Here is a 21,392-nt window from a genome sequence, read left to right as displayed (position 1 = left end):
TTCAATCGGCCCATATGACCCATAAGCAGTATTTATGGACGGATCAGAAATCGCGCGCGCAGGCGACCAGGAATTCCTTCAGCCAAAGCGTACCCGTATCGGCGTCCTTGTTGCGGTGCCATTGCAGACATTCGGTAAAGGTGGCGATCGGGACGGGGGCTTTCAGCACCTTTAAGGGCAGACGATCGGCGAACAGGCGGGCGGTGCGCGAATGCACGGTCGCAATATAGGGCGTTCCCACTACCGTATCCGCCACGGCATTGAAGGTTGGGGTATAGACCACGATGCGGCGTTCGATGTTCAGCATATCCAGCGACTTCTGCTCGATATGCTTGGGATTTTTCGGTCCCAGGGTCACGCTGACGTGGCGCATGTCGAGATATTGCTCGCGCGTGAGGCTGTCGCCGACCTCTTCATTGCCGGTCCACACGATGCACGAAAAGTCGTCGCTGAACAAAGGCACGGACGGATGCAGCGGAAAGGTCAAGCCCTGCGGCGTGATCAGGAAATCGACTTGGCCATCGTTCAGCAGCGGCGAGGTCATTTCGGAATTGAGCATGACCAGGATATTGACCTTGGGGGCGATGACGGCCAGCTTGCGGATGACCCGGGTCAGGAAGGCCGTATAGACATAGTCGGAACAGACCAGGGTAAAGTCGCGTTCCGCCGTCGCCGGATCGAAGTCTGACCGGGCGATGATGATGCGTTCGATATCCTGCAAGGCCGTCTTGACGGGTTCGGCCAGGGTCTTGGCGAATGGCGTCGGTTCCAGCCGCCGGCCGACCTGAACGAACAGCTCGTCCTCGAAATGAACGCGCAGCCGGGCGAGGGAATTGCTGATCGCCGGCTGGGTCAGGCTTAGGAACTGCGCCGTCTGGCTGACGCTCTTGCCCTGCAGCAGGTGGTCCAGAATGACGAGCAGATTGAGGTCGAGCCGGTGAAAGCGCATCTTTCCCTCTGTGTTTTCAGTTATTTATTATAACTATTCGCGTCTTTGCGCGTTTTGTACTCAACAATCATCACAGTCAACCGCGTTCCGCAAGCCATAACCCCAGCTTATGGATCGCATTGAACGATTGAATTTTACGCGCAGGGCGACCTCCCATAGCCTGACAATGCAAGAAAACGGCGCACCAAGTCGCCGGCACCAGAGAGAAACGCTGCTCCGCATACAGAAAATAATGGAGCACCCAACCAGGGGAGACGCGACCACATGATCCGTCGCAATGCCATCACCGGCCTTATGGCCACCGTCAGTTTCGCTACCTTAAGCGCCGCCGCTTTCGCCCAGGACACGGCTGCGCCCGCGACGGCCCCCGTCGACGACAGCGTCGTCGTCGTGACCGCACAAAAGCGTGAACAGAAGCTCCAGGACGTGCCCGTCGCCATTACGGTGGCCAGCGGCAAGCAACTGGAGCGCCTCCAGGTCAATTCGATCGCGGACCTGCAACGCATCGCTCCCGCGCTGGAAATGCAGCAGGCATCCGGCCAGAGCGTCGGCGGCGGCGGTCAAGTCCGCGGCATCGGCACCCAGTCCTTCCAGAGTGGCGCCACCGGATCGGTCGCCGTGGTTATCGACCAGGTGTCGCAGGGCAATATCAACACACCCGACCTGTTCGACGTTGCCCGCATCGAGGTGCTGAAGGGCCCCCAGGGCACCCTGTTCGGCCTGACCACCTCGGCCGGCGTCATTAACATCGTGACGAACAAGCCGGAACTGGGCCGTTTCAGCGGCCGCGTCCGCGCCGAGCTCTCCGATTTCGGCACGATGGGCTCCGAATACGGCCAGCAGGTCGTTCAGGGCCTGGTCAATATACCGCTGGGCGAAACCGCCGCCCTGCGTGTTTCGGCCAGCCGCAACGACCGTCAGGGCGTCAACCGCAATGCCCTGACCGGCAAGCTGGACGACCACCGTACCGACAGCGCCCGCGCCCGGCTGCTGTGGCAGGTCAATGACCGCCTGACTCTGAACCTGATCGGCGAATATGCCAAGGTCGACGACGACGGGCTGGACTTCTTCACCATCCAGAAGGTCGCCAACAACGCCCAGTCAGGCCAGATCGGCGCCGTCCTGGCCGCCTGCGGCATCACTGCCGGTGACGGCAACCGCGACTACTGCTCCAATACCGGTATCCACAACAATTTCGAGACCAAGGCGGTGTCGGCCCAGGTCGACTACGAGTTCGACAACCTGACCTTCACCTCGATCACCTCCAGCCGCAAACAGGATGTCGGCCCCAACAATCTGAACATTTTCCGCCTGGATGACTATCATCCCGAACTGCAAATTGGCGACCAGTACGGCAAGGAAGACCTGTTCACCCAGGAGTTCCGCATCGCCTCGCCAACCGGCGCGGCACTGGAATATACGGTCGGGGCCTTCTATTCGAACTACAAGTCCAGCCGCACACCGCAACGTTTCAGCGTCATCGTGCCCGGCCCGATTGGGCCTTTCCGTCCGGTGGACAATCTCGGGTCGGCAATCGATATCGAGGACGAATCCTACGCCGTCTTCGGCCAGGCGACCTGGCGGGTCAGTGACAAGCTGCGGCTCATTGCCGGCGCCCGCCTGAACCATGAAACCCTGTCCGTCGATTATGTCGACATGGGCAGCCAGTCCCAGCACGTGGTGCCGGTCTTCGTGCCAAACTTCCACCTGACCTATGTCGCCGACACGCCGGTCATCACCCGCAAGAGCGCCGAGAAGTCGATCGACAATGTGTCGGTCAAGCTGGGGGCGCAATACACATTCGACTCAGCCAATATGGGCTACGTCACGGTCTCGCGTGGTTACAAGGGGCCGCAGATCGCCCAGGGCGCCGCATCGGATCCGACCCCGCCGACCATCATCCGTCCTGAGTTGCCGACCGCGTTCGAAGCGGGCATCAAGTCGACCCTGATGGGCGGCCGGGTGTTCACCGATCTAAACGCCTTCTATATCGACATGAAGGACTATCAGGGCCAGGTCTGCGTCGCCGTCAGCACCGGCGGGCTTAACTGTACCCCGACCAATATCCCTCAGGTCATTTCCAAGGGTGTCGAGGCCAGCATTTCCGGCCGCGTGGTCGATGGCCTTAACGTCAACGCCGGTGTGATCTACAATAGCGCCACCTATCCCGACGGCTTTATCGGCGGTGACGGCAGCAATATCGGTGGCACGCAACTGGCACTGGCGCCGAAGTGGAAGCTGAACATCGGTGGCGAATACAGCCACACGCTAAACTCGGCGCTGGACGGCTTCATCTCGTTCGATGCGACCTTCAAGTCGAAGATCCGCTACGACGCGGCCTCCAGTCCAGACGTCTTCTACCATGCCCACTGGATCACCGGCGGTCGCATCGGGATCCGCAGCGTCAGCAGCAACTGGACCCTGTCGCTGTACGGCCGCAACCTGGGCAACGAACACGAACCCGTCCTGCGCATCCGCAACTTCCCGGATGGCTCGACCGGCTCGATCGGCCAGATGCTGTCGCCGCAATCCTTCCGCCAGGTCGGCATCAGCCTCGACGCGCGGTTCTAAGACTCCTCCCTCCCGTGAGGACCATTGGCCGGTGCCCCTCCCCATGGGGGGCACCGGCACCTTTTCCAACAGGAGTGAGTTATGAAGCGTTTTTCCGGATTGATGCTGAGCGTCACCCTGGCCTTTGCGGCGGTTGTTCCGGCCGTTGCCGGCGACAGCGTCCTGGTGGCATCCTCCAAAACCGCCATCGCTACCACCACCTCAGGGCCGGTCCAGGGTTTCCGCCGCGACGACGTGTTCACCTTCCGCGGCATTCCCTACGCCACCGCCCAGCGCTTCATGCCGCCGCAGAAGACGGCCGCCTGGACCAATGTCCGGCCGGCCCTGTCCTACGGCAATGTCTGCCCCCAGGCGGTCGGGACGGAACTGCGCGAACCCCAGACCTTCATCTCCGACAACCGCTACTGGCCCCAGTCGGAAAACTGCCAGAACCTCAACATCTGGACCCAGGGCCTGAACGACGGCAAAAAGCGCCCGGTCATGGTGTGGCTGCATGGCGGCGGCTATTTCAGCGGCTCATCGATGGACCTGCCCCTCTACGACGGCACGCGCCTCTCCGAGCGCGGAGACGTCGTCGTGGTCTCTATCAACCACCGCCTCAACGTCCTGGGCTTCCTCGACCTGTCGTCCTACGGCGCCGACTATGCTGCATCCGGCAATGTCAGCATGCTCGACATCGTCGCGTCGCTGGAGTGGGTGCGCGACAATATCGCGGCCTTCGGCGGTGATCCGGACAATGTCACCATCTTCGGCCAGTCGGGTGGCGGCGGCAAGGTTTCGACCCTGCTGGCCATGCCCCAGGCCCAGGGCCTCTACGACAAGGCCATCATCCAGAGTGGCATTATGGGCCCGCCCAATCCCAAAGGCGGCGACCAGGCGCTGGCGCGTCGCGTGGCAGAAGCCATCATCGCCGAAGCCGGCCTGCAACCCGGCGATGTCGCCGGTCTCAAAGCGCTGCCGTACGACCAACTGAGCGCCGCCGGTGATCGGGCGTTGCGCAAGATCAGCGCCGAGATCACCCCGGGCAGCGGTGGGCCTCTGGGCTTCCCGCTGGTCAACTGGGGTCCGATGGTCGACGGCAAGGTCCTGCCCGCGGCGCCCTTCGTCACCGGCGCGCCGGCGCAATCGGCCAATGTCCCGCTGCTGATTGGCAGCACGCTCAACGAGTTCCAGCGCTTCCCGAACCCCGACCTGGCCGGCCATGAAACCTGGGGCGAAACCGAGGCCCTGGCCTTCTTCGCCAAACGCTACGGCGACCGCGCCCCGGCCGTTCTGGCGGCCTACAAAAAGGCCTATCCCGATATGAAGCCGGGCGAATGGCCGATGGTCGACATCATGGGCCGCGCCGGCACCTTGCGGGCCTCCACCATGAAGGCGGCACAACCGGCACCGGTCTATACCTACCTGTTCGCCTGGCAATCGCCGGTGCTGGACTATGCCTGGGCCGGCGGTCATTCGTCCGACCTGGCCTTCACCTTCGACAATATCGAGGCGGGCATCCAGAGCAATGGTGGTGGCGCGGAGGTCCAGAAATTGGCCGATGTCGTCAGCCAGGCTTGGATCAATTTCGCCACGAACGGTGATCCTAACACCCCCGGCCTGCCGAAGTGGGACCGCTATACGGCCGCCGGCGGCGCCACCATGATCCTCGATACCCACTCCCAGGCCAAGGTCGATCACGACCGCGACCTGATCAATCTTCTCAGTGCACCCGGCCCCCGAAAGTAACCGCCATGACCTACCTCGATCGCCGTTCCCTTCTGGCCGCGTCTGCCGGTCTGCTGGCCGCCGGGCCGTCGTTTGCCAAATCGGGCGAGTTCAAATTTCCCAAGGACTTCCTGTGGGGCGCGGCGACCTCGGGCCACCAGGTCGAAGGCAACAACGTCAATTCCGACATGTGGCTGATCGAACACGTCAAGGGTTCGCCCTTCAAGGAGCCGTCGCGCGACGCGGTCGACCACTACCACCTGTTCGAGCAGGACATCGCGCTGCTGGCCAGACTCGGCCTGAACAGCTTCCGGTTTTCCCTGGAATGGGCGCGTATCGAGCCGGCGCGCGGTGAGTTCTCGGCCGCCGAGATGAACCACTATGTCCAGGTCGCCCAGGCCTGCCTGAAGCATGGCGTCAAGCCGGTGGTGACTTACAACCATTACGCCGTGCCGGTGTGGTTCGCCGCCAATGGCGGGTTCGAAAATCCGGAATCGGCCGACCTGTTCGCCCGTTTCTGCGAATATGCCACGGCGGCTATGGGGCCCTATATTGCGGTGGCGGCGACGTTCAATGAGCCGCAACTGGGCTACGTTCTGAAGTGGATGCTGCCCGACTTCGTCCTGGCCTCCTTCCCGCAGATGATGGCGGAGGCCGCCAAGGTGACCGCCAGCGATCGCTTCGCCAGCATCCAGTTCGGCAACCAGGACAAGATGCTGCCCAACCTGCTGGCGGCGCATAAGAAGGGTTATGAGGCCATCAAGGCCGGTCCGGGCGACTTCCCTGTCGGCGTGACCATGGCCTTCCACGACGTTCAGGCCGTGGGCGAGGGGAGCCGCGCCGGCGAGTTGATCAATCAATGCTACGGGCCGTGGCTGGAAGCGGCGCGCGCCAGTGACTTTGTGGGTGTGCAGAACTACAGCCGTATCCGCGTGGACGCCAAGGGGCCGATGCATCCGGAGGAAGGCGTTGAACTGACCCAGATGGGCGAAGAGTTCTGGCCGGAAGCGCTGGAGGCTTCGATCCGTTATGCCTATGCCGAAACGCAGAAGCCGGTCTATGTCACCGAAAACGGTGTTGCCACCGAGGATGACACCCGCCGCGTCGAGTTCATCAACCGTGCAGTCAAGGGCGTGGCCAACTGCCTGAAGGACGGGGTGCCGGTGAAGTCGTACCTGCATTGGTCTCTGATCGATAATTTCGAGTGGGTTGGCGGCTATGGCCCGAAGTTCGGCCTGATCGCGGTCGATCGCACGACCCAGAAGCGCACCGTCAAACCGAGCGCCGTCCGCCTGGGCCAGATCGCCAAAGCGAACCGGATATGACCATGTCCGGAATTGACCGCCGCTCCCTTATGGCTGCTTCCGGCGCTCTCCTGGCCGCAAACTCCGCCAAGGCCGGTACCGCCAAGGCCGGCTACAGCTTCCCCAACGACTTCCTGTGGGGCGCGGCGACCTCCGGCCACCAGGTCGAAGGCAACAATGTCAATTCCGACATGTGGCTGCTGGAACACCTGAAGGTCTCGCCCTTCAAGGAGCCGTCGCGCGACGCGGACGACCACTACCACCTGTTCGAACAGGACATCGCCATGCTGGCGAAACTGGGACTGAACAGCTTCCGCTTTTCGCTGGAATGGGCACGTATCGAACCGGCCCGCGGTGAGTTTTCCGCCGCCGAGATGAACCACTATGTCCAGGTGTCCCAGGCCTGCCTGAAACACGGCGTGAAACCGGTGCTGACCTATAATCACTATGCCGTGCCGGTATGGTTCGCGGCCAATGGCGGGTTCGAGAAACCCGAGGCGGTCGATCTGTTCGCACGCTTCTGCGAATATACCACCAAGGCCATTGGTCCCTATGTGGCGGTGGCGGCGACCTTCAACGAACCGCAACTGGGTGTCCTGCTGCGCTGGATGCTGCCGGGCTTTGTCATTGCCGGTATGGAACAGGCCATGACGGACGCGGCCAAGCTTACCGCAACGCCTTTGTTTTCGTCGATTCAGTTCGGCAACCTGGAGCGCATGCAGCCGATCCTGATCGCGGCACACCACAAGGCCTATGAGGTCATCAAGTCGGGGCCGGGCGACTTTCCGGTCGGGGTGACGATCGCCCTGCACGACGACCAGGCGGTCGGCGACAACAGCCGGCGCGACGAGAAGCGCGCCCAATGCTATGGGCCGTGGCTCGAGGCGGCCAGGTCGTGCGACTTTATCGGCGTCCAGAACTACAGCCGGGCCCGCATCGACGCAAAGGGGACAGTGCACCCCGATCCTGGCGCCGAGCTCAACCAGAACGGCGAGGAATTCTGGCCGGAAGCGCTGGAAGCCTCGATCCGCTATGCCTGGGAACAGACCGGCAAGCCCGTCTATGTCACCGAAAACGGTGTGTCGATCGCCGACGACAGCCGTCGTGTCGAGTTCATCAACCGCGCCGTCGCCGGTGTCGCCAACTGTTTGAGGGATGGCTTGCCGGTCCGGTCCTACATCCACTGGTCACTTCTGGACAATTTCAACTGGGTGTCCGGTTACGCCAAGCAGATCGGCCTGGTCGCGGTCGATCGCACCACTCAGCAACGCACCCTCAAGCCGAGCGCCGTACGACTCGGCCAAATCGCCAAAGCCAACAGGATCTGATTCATGAAACGCCCCTTTTCGCTGTTTGCGTCCCTGCTTGCCCTCAGCCTGGCCGTACCGGCCTTCGCCCAGGCACCCGCAGGCGGACCGCCCGCCGGATTCGAAGGCTTTATGGCCGTCATGAAACAGCAACTGAAGCCAGCGCCTGCGCCCGATATCACCCCGATCCCCCTCGGCGCCATGGGCTCTCCGTCGGACACGCAATGGGAGACCATGGAAGGCTATCTGACGGCGCGCAACGTCACCCAGCCGGCGATCTATCCGGTCTTGCCGGCGCCGGGCACGGCCAACGGCACGGCGGTGATCATCGCGCCGGGCGGCGCCTTCCTAACCCTGGCCTTTGACACCGAAGGCCGTGAGGTGGCCAAATACCTGGCGGCGCGCGGCATTACCTGCTTTGTCCTGACCTACCGCGTTGATCCGACGCCGCATGACATCGACGGCCTGGTTCGCACCTTGGGCGAACGCATGGGCAAGGCGCCACCGAAAATGACTCATGGCGAGATCGAATCCCCTGCCGAAAGCCTGGCGGCCCAGGATGGTCTGGCCGCGGTCGACTATGTCCGCAGCCACGCCAGCGACTACGGCATCGACCCGCACAAGGTCGGTTTCATGGGCTTTTCGGCCGGCGGCATGACCACGACCAATGTCGCCACCACCTACACGGCGACCTCGCGCCCGGACTTTGTCGGTGTGATCTACGGCGCCATGCATCCGCGCCCGGTCCCGGCTGATGCCCCGCCGGCCTTTGTCGCCCTGGCGGCCGACGATCCGCTGCTGGGCTATGCCAGCGTGCCGATCTTCGACGCCTGGCGCGAAGCCGGCAAGCCGGTGGAGCTGCACATCTATGCCCGCGGCAGCCACGGTTTCGGCATGCGAAAGACGGGCACCAGCTCCGAGCACTGGATCGAAGACTATTACAACTGGCTGGTCTCCGAACACCTGACTTCAGCCAAGTAGGACAGGACCATGACGCAGACCCAAACCGGGGAGGGGACGGCGGCGCAAGGCCTGCTGCTCTGCCTCCTGTCGACCCTTTCGGTGGCGGCGGCCCTGCTGATCGCACCGGTCCTGCCGGCGATCGCGGCGGCTTTTCCAGACGATCCGATGGCCCAGACCAAGAGCATCCTGGCCCTGGCTGTGCCGGCCTTAGTGGTAGCGTTGACGGCGCCGCTCGCCGGCTGGATCACCGACAAGGCCGGGCGCAAGGGCGTCCTGCTGCTGTCGCTGGTGATCTATCTGGTGTGCGGCCTTGCGCCCTTTTTCCTGACCAGTCTCGACCATATCATCCTGTCGCGAGTCGGTGTCGGTCTGGCCGAGTCGGGTTTCATGACAGCCTCGACCACGCTTCTGGGCGATTATTTCAAAGGCGCGCGGCGTGAAAACTGGCTGGTCGTCCAGACCGGTACGGCGTCGGTCGCAGCCGTGGTCCTCGTGGCCATTGGCGGTGTTCTTGGTGAATTTGGCTGGCGTGTGCCGTTCATGGTCTACGGCCTGGGGCTGCTGTTTATCCCGCTGGTCATGCTGCTGATCAGCGAGCCGAAACATGAGGTGTCAGAGACAAGGACGCGCTTCCCATTGGGCAAGGTGTTTCCGCTGTATGTTATCGGCCTGTTTGCCGCTACGTTGTTTTTCCTAATCCCGATTCAGACGCCGTTCCTGCTGACCGAACGCGGCATGGGTGCGCCCCAGATGATCGGCCTGACCAGCGCCATAGGCGGTATTGCCGTGCCGGTCGGGGGCTTGATCTTCAAACTGACGGCGCGTTGGAAACTGTCGCAGCACCTGGTGCTGGCGTTCGTGATGATCGCCGGCGGCCTGTTCCTGTTTGTCGGTGACGGCAGCTATCCGGTAACCTGCGCCGGCATCGTCATCACCGGCCTGGGCTGCGGCATCACCCTGCCGGCGGTGCTGACGGCCATCATGGCGCGGCTCGACTTCGCCCAGCGCGGGGCAGGGACCGGCGGCTGGCAGACGGCCTTCTTCCTCGGCAACTTCATCAGCCCGGTCCTGGTCCTGGCCCTGACCGCGCAGCTTCATGGCCTAGGGGCCGCCATACAGGCTCTGGGGGCGGCCGCGGTTGCGGCTGCCGTGCTCAGCCTGATCGCGGCACTGTTACCGCGCTCCGCCGCCAAAACCGTATAGATAGCTTACCCCCGGAGTCCGGATCCATGTCCTCCCGTTTTGTTGCCCTGCTGCTCGCTGCCTCCTGCCTGGTGTCGCCGATCGCCGCCCACGCCGACACGCTCTCGGATGGCTTTGCCAATCCGCCGCAGTCGGCCCGGCCGCGCGTGTGGTGGCACTGGATGAACGGCAACATAACCCAGGAAGGCATCCGCAAGGACCTCGAATGGATGAGCCGGACCGGCATCGGCGGCCTGCAGAACTTCGACGCCGCCCTGATCACGCCCCAGGTGGTCGACAAGCGCCTCGTCTACATGACGCCGGAATGGAGCCAGGCCTTCCGCTACGCCGCCCAAACCGCCGACAGCCTGAACCTGGAGTTCGGTATCGCCGCCTCACCGGGCTGGAGCGAAACCGGCGGGCCGTGGGTGGCGCCGAAAGACGGCATGAAGAAGCTGGTGTGGAGCGAAACCGTCGTTGACGGCGGCAAGAAACAGACGATCCGATTGGCGCTCGTACCCACCATGACCGGGGCCTTTCAGGACATCCCCAAGGCCGCCGACATAATGGGCCCACCGCCCGATCCGGCGACCCTGAAAAAGGCCGGCGGCGAGATCGCCGTCTTTGCCGTGCCGGTGTCCGCGCCCGTCGCGGCGGCGACGGTCACCCCGGCTTTGGGCGCAGACCTAGCCACCCCGACCGCCGAAGCGCCGGTGATCGTGACAATGGACTATGCCAGCCCGCAAACCATCCGCTCGGCCACGGTCTTTTTCCCGGGTCTCGCCTCGACCTTCGACAAGGCGCCCTTCCTGCCGGTGCTCGAATCCAGCGAAGACGGTAAGACCTGGCGCAAGGTGGCCGAGATCCCGCTGAGTCAGGTCCCGAGCACGGCCGGCTTTGCCCCCGTCCGCGCTGCCCACTTCCGCCTGGTCATCACCGCCGCACCCAAGCCGTTTAATCCGGCCTTCGCCCCGTTGCCGGGCGCCGATCTAGGACCGTTCGCCAGCTTCGGCAAGCCCGCCGGACTGCGTCTGACGCAGCTGCGCCTGTCGGAAGATCCGGCGGTCAACCAGTTCGAAGCCAAGGCGGGGTTTGCCACGGTAGACGACTATTATGGGCTAGATACGGGTCTCGACGCGGCCGAAGCCGGCATCGACCCCAAGGCCGTCATCGACCTGACGGCCAGGGTCAAACCCGACGGCACGCTGGACTGGCCCCCGCCGAAAGGGCGGTGGAAGATCGTTCGGCTGGGCTGGTCGCTGACCGGCACCGAGAACCATCCGGCCACCCCCGAAGCCACCGGCCTAGAGGTCGACAAGTATGACGGCGTCGCGGTGCGCGCCTATCTCGAAACCTATCTGGCTAAGTACAAGCAGGCTGCCGGCTCGGACCTGGTCGGGGCGAAAGGCGTGCGCGCCATCGTCACCGACAGCATCGAGGTCGGCTCGTCCAACTGGACGCCCAACCTGCCGGCCCAGTTCAAACGGCTGCGGGGTTATGATCTGGCGCCGTGGCTGCCAGCCCTGACCGGCGCCATCATCGGCGACCGGGCGAAAACCGATGCCTTCCTCTACGACTATCGCCGCACCCTGGCCGAGCTGATGGCCGAGCAGCATTACGGTACGGTGGCAAAGGTAGCCCACGAACACGGCCTGACCGTCTATGGCGAAGCCCTGGAAAGCATCCGCGTCACCCTGGGCGACGACATGGCCGTGCGCCGCCACGCCGATATCCCCATGGCCGCCATGTGGACCTACCGCCCGCAATCCGGCCCCGACATGACGGCGGTGGCCGACATGAAGGGCGCCGCTTCGGTCGCCCATATCTACGGCCAGAACCTCGTCGCGGCCGAATCCCTGACGGCGGCCTTTTCGCCCTGGGCCTTTGCACCCTCGGACCTGCGGCCGATGATCGATCTGGAGTTCGCAAGCGGCGTCAACCGTCCGGTCATCCATACTTCGGTCCATCAGCCTTTGGGCGACGACAAGAAACCCGGCCTGTCGTTGATGATTTTCGGTCAGTACTTCAACCGCAACGAAACCTGGGCCGGCATGGCGCGGCCGTGGGTCGACTATATTGCGCGCAATGCTTATCTGCTGCAGCAGGGCCGAAACCATGCCGATGTCGCCTACTTTTACGGCGAGGAAGCGCCACTGGTCACCCTGTTCCACGGCAAGGCCGTGCCGGATGCGCCGGTGCGCTATGCCTATGACTTCGTCAATCCTGACGTCCTGCTGAACCAGCTTAGCGTCCAGCACGGCGACCTGGTGGCCAGGAGCGGCGCGCGCTATAGCGTCCTGTATCTGGGCGGCAGCAGTGCGCGAATGACCTTGCCGACCCTGCGCCGCATCGCCGAACTGGCCGATGCCGGGGCGACCATTGTCGGCGAGGCGCCGGTGTCCTCGCCCGCCCTGTCGGACGATCCGGCCGAGTTCAAGGCCCTGGTCGCGCGCCTGTGGAACGGCAACGTTATCTCAGGCAAGGCTATCGAACCAGCGCTCGCCTCGATCGGCGTCACGCCGGACTTCGACGCCAATGGCCAGATACTGTTCGTCCACCGCAAGACCGACGACGGCGACCTCTACTACGTCAACAACCGCGGCAACGCGCCGGTCAGGACCGAGGCCCGCTTCCGCGTCACCGGCAAGACGCCGGAAATCTGGCGCGCCGACACCGGCCAAAGCGAACGCGTCAGCTACCGCATCGAAGGCGACGTCACCGTGGTGCCGCTGGACTTCGCCGCGCAGGATTCGTTCTTCGTCATCTTCCGAGAGCCGGCCACCGCGACCTCCGCCGATGTCAAACCCGCCACCTGGACGCCGGTCAAGACCATCGATGGTCCCTGGCAGGTGTCGTTCGATGGACTGGCGGCCCCCAAGGCAATGTCCGCCGGTCTTGGATCTTTGAGCGACAGTGTTGATCCAGCCGTGAAGTACTTTTCCGGCACCACGATCTATCGCAGGACGGTCGCCCTGGCCAAGCCTGGTGGTTCGCAGTGGCTGGATCTCGGCCAGGTTGGTGACGTCGCCGAGGTCTTCGTCAACGGCAAGCCCGCCGGTATCGCCTGGAAAGCGCCGTACCGCCTCGACATCGGCGCGCTGGTCACCAAGGGCGATAACCTGATCGAGATCCGGGTGGCCAATCTATGGGTCAACCGGCTGATCGGCGACGCCCAGCCCGGCGTGCAGAAGGTGACCTTCACGGCGGCCCCCACCTATACGCCGGACGCCCCGCTACGGCCATCGGGTCTGATCGGGCCGGTGACCTTGATGACGAAGAACTAGGTGACTTCGAAAAGCCGCAAAACCACGTGCTCCGGGAAGCGTGCCCCGGAGCACAAAAACAGCGAGCGCTCCAGCCAGGTATAGGGACCGTCTGGCGCCTCGAAACGCGGGGTCGAGCGGAAATAGACCAGAGCCGGATCGACGACCTCGCCCTTCATCAGACGCGCCATGACCTCGGGCGGGGCGCGCCGAAGTCCGGTGTTTTCGACATAGACCTTATGGCCGTCATGGGTCTCGATGACGTAGCGCGCCTGGATTTCCGTCACCGCATCGGGCCGGATGCGCTGGAAATCGGCCCCGCCGGGCAGAAGTGTGCCCCTCAGCCGTTCTCCAGTAACTTCGCCGCCGGAAATAGGGATCAGCCGCCGCCGGCCTTGAGGGCCTTCGCCGATATCGACCGGAGGCAAAAGGCGGGCCGTGATGTTGCAGAGGTGCGTCAGGTGCGGCTGAGTCGGTGCGTTTTCGGTGGCCGCCGCGGGAAAAGCCGTGACCAAACCGGCCGCCAGAGTGAGTTGAAACTGTCGCCGGTCCATGGTGCGTCTCCCTGATTAGGTATGGAGTATACTTACCTTTGCTCGGCCGTTGCAAATCATTCATTCGCTGAATGCCAACCCATCATCCTTATGATTATTCCACGCTCGCGGATCATGGTTACCTGCTGAGAACAGGGTTTTTGCGCAACATAACAACAGGGCGCAAACAGGAGTCAGCTCATGATCCGGGAAACGATTGTCTCATGTCTCATGGTGGCCGCCGTCGTGGTGGGCTTCATTTTTATATCCAACCGGTTGACGCCCGGACACTGGAACCTGTTCGATACCGCTATTGTCGTGGCGGGCGGTTTGTTGGTCGCCGCCAAGCTCAGTTCGCATCTCGGCAGGCGTCTGCGCCATCAAAGCCGGGGCAACCCCGTGGCGGCTCGGACGTCGCTCGGAGCGCCATAACAGCCCCTCGGTTTGGGGGGATTGTCGTCGGTTGCGTCTAAATTCATGATTACGCTCACAAATTCGCAAGAACAGGGTGAGGGTAATGGCCTATTTCAACGGTAACGGACAGAGCAATCTCTACAATGGCGGCGTGGCCGACGATGTCCTGTATGGCAATAACGGCAATGACACGCTGAACGGTGGTGACGGCAATGACTATATCGACGGCGGCAACAATAATGACGTCCTGGCGGGCGGGAATGGCCACGACACCCTGCTGGGCGGTGGCGGGAGTGACGTCCTCAATGCCGGCGCCGGCAACGACCTGGTTGACGGCGGCGCGGGCGTCGACACCGTCTCCTATGCCGGCGCCGTCAACGGCATGTGGATCGAGCTGAACCAGGGCGCGACGGCCGGGTTTTCGCGCGACGGTAATCTGTCGGGTGCCATGGGGACGGACTCCTTGCGCAACCTCGAAAACGTGGTCGGCAGCGATTTCAGCGACATCATCAAGGGCAATTCCGGCAACAACCTGATCCAGGGCGGCAACGGCTACGATACGCTCTACGCCTCACGCGGGATCGATACCCTGGACGGTGGCGTCGGCGGGGGTTCGGCCAATTTCAGCGATATTTCCGGCCTGGCGGCGACGGTGAACCTGACCACCGGTGCCTATAGCCTCAATGCCGGTAACTACGGCACCCTGATCAGCATCGATGATGCCACCGGCACTGCGCTGAACGACAGTTTCACCGGCAACAGCGGCCGCAACGTCTTGGACGGCGCCGCCGGCAACGACACCATAGCCGGCGGCGGTGGTCATGACGATGTGTGGGGCGGGGCCGGGGCCGACCGGCTGATCGCCGACGGCGGCAATGACCGGCTGACCGGCAACTACAGCTTCGCAGGCTACGGTGACAATGCCACGGACACCTTCGTTATCCGGACAAATGCCGGGGCGGTGACCATTTCCGATTTCAAGCTGGGTATCGACAAGCTGGATGTTTCGGACTTTGGGCTGACAACCGGCAGCACGTGGGTGGGAAGCGCCGTCCAGGTCGACACCAATACCGTGCTGACCCTGACCCAGGGCGCCAACACCGTGACCGTCACCTTGCAGGGCGTTGTCAACGGCCATCTGCTGCAAGTGAGTGACATGATCGGGGGGACATCGGCCTTGATCGCGCCACCGCCGCAGCCGGCCTTCAGCAATGGCGGCAATGGTCTGCTTGATATCTTTGTGGTCGATCCGCAACTGGGCGACCAGACCTTCCTGCACTTCGAGAACGGCCTGGACAAGATCGACATCTCCCTGCTTCAGGGTGGCGGCTGGGGCGGCCATCTGGCCAATGTGCCGGGCACGACCGATGCGCAACTTGTGTTCAGTGGTCCCCAGGGCGAGCACTTTACGATTACCCTGCCGGGTATGCCCTACTACCAGATCGACGCGTCGGACTATATTTTGTAGGCCGCGTTACGAGCTCAGGCTCGACACCTCCCACTTGAGCGGCGTCTTCCCCCGGGACGCCGCTCCTCTTTTTGTCAGGGTAGAGCCGCGTCAACCCCCAAAAACCGAGGGGTTGCCTAAAAACCGAGGTTATGCGTTCATGAGCCCAGGCCTCGACGACAAAAAGAGGCCGTACAGGGGCGTTACGTGACCACATTTACCCCGTCTTCGGGGCTGGAGACGTCGGAGACAGCCGCGCGCTATCGCGTGCTGATCGTCGAGGACAATCTTTTGTTTCGTCACTATCTGGCCGACAGCCTGCTGGCGGCACCGGAAGTGACTGTGATCGGTGCGGTCGGCCGGGTGGCGCATGCCGTCGCCTTTGCCGAGCAGGCTCCGGATCTGGTCCTGCTGGACCTCGGCCTGCCGGACGGCGGCGGGCTGGAGGTCATCGCCGCCATTCGTGAGAAGGCGCCGGCGTGCAAGTTCCTGGTCATCACTGTCTTCGAGGACCGCGCCAGCGTGCTCAAGACCCTGAGGGCCGGCGCCGACGGCTATGTGCTGAAGGACGCCACCTCGGAACACCTGGTGTCCTATGTCCGATCCGCCCTGGCCGGGGTCAACCCGATCAGTTCGCGTGCGGCGCGGCACCTGTTGAAGATTTCAGACGAGGGGGAGGCGCAACCGGTTACATCGAGCCATCCGCCGCTGCGACCGCGAGAAAAAGAAATGCTGGAACATATTGCCCAGGGCTTAAGCCAGAAGGCGGTGGCGCGACTGATGAACCTGTCGCCGCACACGGTCGCCGAATACACCCAGAACATCTACCGCAAGCTGTCAGTCAAGTCGCGCGGGGCAGCCGTGTTTGAAGCGATCCAGCACAAACTGATCGATTTGCCGGAAAGGCCTGCGTCATGATCTGGTCCTTTACCAAACCCGATCTGTCGCCGGCCGGCCTGAAGCGCTTGATCCCGGTCATCCTGGTGATCGTCGCCGTGCAACTGGCCTGGTGGGCCGGGATCAAGCCCTGGCTGTTCGAGTTTGCCAAACCGCAAAACCACGAGATTCTGAACGTCCAGGCGGCGGAACTGCCGGCACCGACGGTCGCGGCGCTGAGTTCGGCGGCCTTCACCCCCACCACCCTGCCGTGGGAGTCGTGCTGCGAAGCGCACTATCAGGCCATAAGGTTCGAAATCCGGCTCGACAAGGTGCCGCCTGATGGGTTGGGCATGGTCAGCGGCCCGGCGGTCGACAACTTCATCACCCTGGTCAATGGCCATATCGTCCAGGGGGAAGGCCGGATGATCGCCCCCACGGCCTCGTACCACGGCAATACCCGGCGGGTGTACCGGCTGCCCGAGGCGGCCTTGCAGCCCGGCGTCAACCGTATTGACGTCATCATGACGCGCAACGTCATACCGTGGTTCGACTTTAATGTACCTTATATCGATCCGCGCGGCTACGACGTCATGAAGGCCGTCACCGCCGAACGCAGCTTCGTCATGAACGAATACATGCTGATCGGCGGGGTGATGACCGGTCTGGTCGCGGTCGCAGCCTTCGTACTGGCGTGGCGCGCCCGCGACCGTGGGCTGTTATTGTGGCTGGGGGCGATGGCCGGCTTCTATTCGCTGAAGATCCTGTTTTACGGCTGGGAAGATCCGCCGTTTAGTCCGGAATTTCGTATCTGGTACTACTTCGCCGTCGCCAATCTGGCACCTGCGGCCTTGCTTTGCTTCATCGATGTATGGACCGGCCACGGCTATCGTTATCTGCGCTGGGCGGTTTGCGGGCTTTGCGGGTTGATCTTGCTGGCCTTTGCCGTGGCCTTTGCCACCAACCCGACAACGGCCTTCGACTTCGCTTCCGACACCACCGATCTGTTCGGCATCTCGGTCGGCATGGCAGCCGTGGCACGCTTTGCCTGGCATCTGGTGTCGCGGCGGGAGGGGCGCAGCCTGCAACTGGCCATCCTGTTGCTATGCATGACGACTGTGATTTCGGACCGGGTCAACGAATGGCTGTTGAACCGTGCCGACAGCGATTTCGAGATGGTGGTGCCCCTGCTGATCGTCGCCCTGGGCCTTGCCTTTCTGTCGCACAATATCCGCCTGTTCCAGTCGGCGGGCGACCTCAACGCCTATCTGGCGGAGGAACTGAAACGCAAGGAGGCCGAACTGGCTGAAGGTTATCAGCGTCAGGCCGATATGGCGCGGGTGGCAACCCTGAATGAGGAACGCCAGCGTATCATGCGCGACATGCACGACGGCATCGGGGGGCAGCTCATCGCGCTGTTGTTGTCGTCGCGCAAAGGGCCAGTGGGGCAGGACGATCTGACCCGCAGTTTGGGCGTGATGGTCGATGAATTGCGGCTGATGATCGACTCGATGGACTCGGCCGGCGACTCGTTGAGCGACGCCTTGGCGGCCTTTCGCGAACGCATCGAGCCGCGTTTAAGCTCGGCCGGGATCGAGCTGCGCTGGCGCGATATGAGCGAAGGTGCGACGCCGGCCTACGGACCGCAAACCGTGCTTCAGATCTTCCGCATTCTTCAGGAGGCGGTGACCAATGTCTTCAAACACGCCGCCAGCCGCAGCGTCGAGATCGCCATCGTGGCGGTGGCTGACGCGGCGCATCCGGTGCGCATCGACATTGTCGACGACGGCCAGGGCATTAAGACCGGCAAAAAATCCGGCCACGGCCTGGACAATATGCAGGAGCGCGCGCGATCGATCGGCGCGCGGTTATCGATCGAAAGCGGCGCGACCGGTACCGGCGTACACCTTCACCTCCCGGCCGTATAATCTGATGCCTCCCCGCGTCTCTTCGCGAGATGTGGTGGTGGGGCGACTTTTTTCCGGACGCTTGCCCCCCCCCTTCACCACACCATGTGGCTCAGTACATCGGCCCGATCCGCATTCAGAACTGTAACAAGGCTTCCGTTGCCGAAATCGATCACGACATCCGATCCCGCCTGACTGATCATGTCGGGCTTGGCCACGCCGCGTGTGTACTGCCGGATATCGATCCGGTCGTTATAAAAATCGGTGATGGTGTCGATACCGTCGCCCGGGTCAAAAAACCCAAAGGGCTTGTAGAACACGAAAAGATCGGCGCCACTTCCGCCGGTAAGGACATCATTGTCTAGTTGCCCTAAGAGCGTATCGTTTCCGGTGCCGCCTATCAGGGTATCGTTGCCGAGGCCGCCGTTAATCGAGTCGTTCCCGGCGCCGGCGTCGAGAATATTGGCGTTGGCATTGCCCAGCATTTTGTTATGCAGACTGTTGCCGGTGCCGTTAAAGGCGCCGACGCCGTGAAGGCTCAGGTTTTCGATCTGAATTCCGACCAGGCTGAAGGTAATATTCGTGGCGATGCCATCAATCCCGGCGTCGTGGCCTTCGACGAAAACGTCACCGGCCGAGTCGATATAGTAGAGATCATTGCCTTCGCCACCGATCATGGTGTCGTCACCGCTGCCGGCAAACAGCGTATCATTGCCTTCGCCGCCGACCAGACGGTCGCGTCCGTCATCACCGAATAGGCAGTCGTTCCCTTCGCCGCCGTCCAGTGTGTCATGGCCATCGCCGCCAAAGCTGTAGTCGTCGCCGGTGCCCTCGCTTAACCGGTCGTCACCCCCGCCACCCAGCACCTCATCAGCCCCTTCACCGCCGCGGAGGGTGTCATTGCCGCCGCCACCAAAGATCCAGTTGTAAGCGGCGTTACCGGTAATCGACAGGCCGGCATTGTCTGGCCGATCGACCACCACCACGGACACTGAGTCGCTCATCACCAGGCTGATGCTCGTATGGATCTCGTCCCAGCTCGACTCGTCGGTGTCCACCACGACATCGCCCGCGTTATCGATCTTGTAGATATCGTTTCCGGCGCCACCGACCAATGTATCGGCCCCGGTTCCGCCCACCAGGGTGTCGTTTCCGTCGCCGCCGAAAAGCTGATCGTTTCCCGAGCCCCCTTCCAGTGAGTCATTTGCGTCACCGACGTTCAGCGTGTCGCTCCCCGTAGCCCCTTCCAGAACGTCATCGCCCTCGCCACCGGACAGGCTGTCATGGCCGCCCAGGCCATATATCGTGTCTGCGTCCACCCCGCCGCTCAGAGTGTCGGCGATCCCTGTGCCGGCTATCAGCGCCTGAAGGACCGCGGCTGCCGGCTGTGTCTGAAGGGCGGAAAGCTTTTTCGACGTCGATAAAATGCTCATAGAAATCCCCGCTCGATGATCTGTGCTGCAAGCTAGGGTGGAATAGGAAATGAAAACTTAACGGGCAAGGTTGCGGGGCAGCGCCAACCCTGATGGTTGGCGCTGCTTTCTCTGCGGTTTCAGGCCGGGAAGAACCGGCGATGCAGCCCGGCCTTGATCCGCGTTTGCGACTCGGCCGACGCCGGACGCACGAAATCAAAGCCGATGGCTTGCCAGTCGGCATGGTCTTCCTCGAAGCCCAACCGCGCCAGCATGGCCGTCGAACTGACAAAGAAGTGGTGCCGGTACGGCAACAAAACACCGCCATTATCCATCTGGAACGCCTTGGCCTCGTCGTAGTTGGTGAACCACGGATTGAGGCTGTCGCGCAGTCCATGTCCGCCGAAAAACTCTGAAAAATCGAGGCCGGTGGTGCTATGTTTCAGCGCCGTCCAGCCGTCGTGACCGGCCTCGGCGGCGATGACGGCCAGGGCGTGTTTGAGATGGAGGTCCTTGGGGGGATTGTCCAGGTGCTGAAAGCGTTGCAGGGCAGCGGCATCGCCGGCGCGGGCCTGTTTCAGCAGGCGCGCGGCGTTGCGTTTGTAGTGGTCGAGGGAAGGGGAAGCCGTATCCGGCATGGGAAATCTCCTTTGCATACCGGCCTTTTCCCCATCCCGAGAAGGCCGCAAAAGAGCGAATTGTGGTCGCAGGTTACGCGTCAGGAGGGCTTGCGCCTTTCGTGGGGCCGGGCCGTCCTGAACGGCCGCAAGCGCGCTAGATAGTCGCATCGGCAACCAAAAGCAAGATGTCACGTCCCAAATCACATCCCAAGTCAGGTCCAGGTTTCGCCACGCGACAGGCGGTCCAGGATATCGGCCAGGCGTTTGGCTCGCGTTTCCGGCCGCTTGGCGCTGTGAAGGCGGTAGTAGATGATGAACTTCGCGCTACGGCTGAGGGTGTCGAAAAAGGCCTGCGCGGCGGGATTGGCGTGCAGTGGGTCGAGAAAGTCCTGGGGCATGACCATGTCGGCCGATCCAGCATAGGCCGCGTCCCAGCGGCCGTCGGCCTTGGCGGCTTGGACATGAACCAGGCCCGCGGGTTGCATCCGTCCTTCGGCGATCAGGCAGTCGACATGGTCGCGGTTCTTTTGCGACCAGGAGGACTTGGTGCGCCGCGGCGATAGGCGCTGAAGGAAAGATACCTCGTCGAGAGTCCGTCTTACGCCGTCGATCCAGCCCCAGGCCAGGGCGGTGACGACACACTCCTCCCAATTGACCGATGGTGTTCCCGTACCCTTCTTATACATCCGGACCCACAGTTCGGTGGCCGTGGCGTGGTTGGACCTAAGCCATTCGTACAGATGGTCGGGCGTTTCAAAGGCGAGGTGCGTCATGGCGATCGCTTACGGCTATTGGGCGCCCGATCATGACAGCAGTCGTCCGCCGATCAGCTCCGAAATGCTGTCGGCGGCGGATTTGACTTGGGCGCCGAGCGCTTCGATGCGGTCGGGTGTAATCCGCGATGATGGACCCGATAGTGAGATGCCGGCGCGGGCCT

Annotated in this window: 16 protein-coding genes; 11 read left to right on the top strand and 5 right to left on the bottom strand. The window is 62.8% G+C overall.

Going from position 1 to position 21,392, the window contains the following annotated elements; genetic code table 11:
* Positions 1 to 43: 43 nt before the first annotated feature.
* Positions 44 to 949, bottom strand: a complete 906-nt coding sequence (locus tag ABI_RS11780; RefSeq protein ID WP_006273210.1) for a LysR family transcriptional regulator — start codon at positions 947 to 949, stop codon at positions 44 to 46.
* 264 nt (positions 950 to 1,213) lie between these two features.
* Here ABI_RS11780 and ABI_RS11775 point away from each other — a divergent pair, with 264 nt between their 5' ends.
* The 7 genes from ABI_RS11775 (at position 1,214) to ABI_RS11745 (ending at position 13,267) form a co-directional block, all read left to right on the top strand.
* Positions 1,214 to 3,520: a TonB-dependent receptor gene (locus ABI_RS11775; RefSeq protein ID WP_006273209.1), complete on the top strand. Its 2,307-nt coding sequence runs from the start codon at positions 1,214 to 1,216 to the stop codon at positions 3,518 to 3,520.
* Between the two features lie 81 nt (positions 3,521 to 3,601).
* On the top strand, positions 3,602 to 5,248 hold the full coding sequence (locus ABI_RS11770; RefSeq protein ID WP_006273208.1) for a carboxylesterase/lipase family protein: 1,647 nt from the start codon (positions 3,602 to 3,604) through the stop codon (positions 5,246 to 5,248).
* Between the two features lie 5 nt (positions 5,249 to 5,253).
* The gene (locus tag ABI_RS11765; protein ID WP_006273207.1) at positions 5,254 to 6,552 is read left to right on the top strand and encodes a glycoside hydrolase family 1 protein; all 1,299 of its coding nucleotides are present in this window, start codon (positions 5,254 to 5,256) and stop codon (positions 6,550 to 6,552) included.
* A gap of 2 nt (positions 6,553 to 6,554) precedes the next feature.
* Positions 6,555 to 7,859 carry a glycoside hydrolase family 1 protein gene (locus ABI_RS11760; RefSeq protein ID WP_006273206.1) on the top strand — a complete coding sequence of 435 codons (1,305 nt, stop codon included), beginning with the start codon at positions 6,555 to 6,557 and terminating at the stop codon, positions 7,857 to 7,859.
* Between the two features lie 3 nt (positions 7,860 to 7,862).
* Positions 7,863 to 8,819: an alpha/beta hydrolase gene (locus ABI_RS11755; protein WP_006273205.1), complete on the top strand. Its 957-nt coding sequence runs from the start codon at positions 7,863 to 7,865 to the stop codon at positions 8,817 to 8,819.
* A gap of 9 nt (positions 8,820 to 8,828) precedes the next feature.
* Entirely contained in the window at positions 8,829 to 10,004 is a 1,176-nt protein-coding gene (locus ABI_RS11750; protein ID WP_006273204.1) for an MFS transporter, read from the top strand.
* Positions 10,005 to 10,030: 26 nt separating this feature from the next.
* Positions 10,031 to 13,267, top strand: coding sequence for a glycosyl hydrolase (locus ABI_RS11745; RefSeq protein ID WP_006273203.1), 3,237 nt, complete (start codon positions 10,031 to 10,033; stop codon positions 13,265 to 13,267).
* Here the strand turns inward: ABI_RS11745 and ABI_RS11740 are convergent.
* The gene (locus tag ABI_RS11740; RefSeq protein WP_006273202.1) at positions 13,264 to 13,800 is read right to left on the bottom strand and encodes a DUF3237 domain-containing protein; all 537 of its coding nucleotides are present in this window, start codon (positions 13,798 to 13,800) and stop codon (positions 13,264 to 13,266) included. The genes ABI_RS11745 and ABI_RS11740 overlap by 4 nt on opposite strands.
* A gap of 180 nt (positions 13,801 to 13,980) precedes the next feature.
* Here ABI_RS11740 and ABI_RS11735 point away from each other — a divergent pair, with 180 nt between their 5' ends.
* The 4 genes from ABI_RS11735 to ABI_RS11720 all read left to right on the top strand — a co-directional run bounded on the left by ABI_RS11735 (position 13,981) and on the right by ABI_RS11720 (position 18,444).
* Positions 13,981 to 14,211 carry a hypothetical protein gene (locus ABI_RS11735; protein WP_040309185.1) on the top strand — a complete coding sequence of 77 codons (231 nt, stop codon included), beginning with the start codon at positions 13,981 to 13,983 and terminating at the stop codon, positions 14,209 to 14,211.
* An 85-nt stretch (positions 14,212 to 14,296) separates the two neighbouring features.
* Positions 14,297 to 15,661, top strand: coding sequence for a calcium-binding protein (locus ABI_RS11730; RefSeq protein WP_006273200.1), 1,365 nt, complete (start codon positions 14,297 to 14,299; stop codon positions 15,659 to 15,661).
* A 186-nt stretch (positions 15,662 to 15,847) separates the two neighbouring features.
* Positions 15,848 to 16,558, top strand: a complete 711-nt coding sequence (locus tag ABI_RS11725) for a response regulator (protein ID WP_006273199.1) — start codon at positions 15,848 to 15,850, stop codon at positions 16,556 to 16,558.
* Complete coding sequence (locus tag ABI_RS11720) at positions 16,555 to 18,444, top strand: ATP-binding protein (RefSeq protein WP_006273198.1); 1,890 nt, start codon at positions 16,555 to 16,557, stop codon at positions 18,442 to 18,444. The genes ABI_RS11725 and ABI_RS11720 overlap by 4 nt, the downstream gene beginning before the upstream one ends.
* A 74-nt stretch (positions 18,445 to 18,518) precedes the next feature.
* Here ABI_RS11720 and ABI_RS11715 read toward each other — a convergent pair whose 3' ends face one another.
* The 3 genes from ABI_RS11715 to ABI_RS11705 all read right to left on the bottom strand — a co-directional run bounded on the left by ABI_RS11715 (position 18,519) and on the right by ABI_RS11705 (position 21,228).
* Complete coding sequence (locus ABI_RS11715; RefSeq protein WP_006273197.1) at positions 18,519 to 19,856, bottom strand: calcium-binding protein; 1,338 nt, start codon at positions 19,854 to 19,856, stop codon at positions 18,519 to 18,521.
* 119 nt (positions 19,857 to 19,975) lie between these two features.
* Entirely contained in the window at positions 19,976 to 20,473 is a 498-nt protein-coding gene (locus ABI_RS11710) for a hypothetical protein (protein WP_006273196.1), read from the bottom strand.
* Between the two features lie 194 nt (positions 20,474 to 20,667).
* Complete coding sequence (locus ABI_RS11705) at positions 20,668 to 21,228, bottom strand: YdeI/OmpD-associated family protein (protein ID WP_006273195.1); 561 nt, start codon at positions 21,226 to 21,228, stop codon at positions 20,668 to 20,670.
* Positions 21,229 to 21,392: the final 164 nt, after the last annotated feature.

It is taken from the genome of Asticcacaulis biprosthecium C19, from assembly GCF_000204015.1.
In the GTDB taxonomy this organism is placed as follows: domain Bacteria; phylum Pseudomonadota; class Alphaproteobacteria; order Caulobacterales; family Caulobacteraceae; genus Asticcacaulis; species Asticcacaulis biprosthecius.
This window is presented reverse-complemented; position numbering and strand designations above follow the sequence as displayed.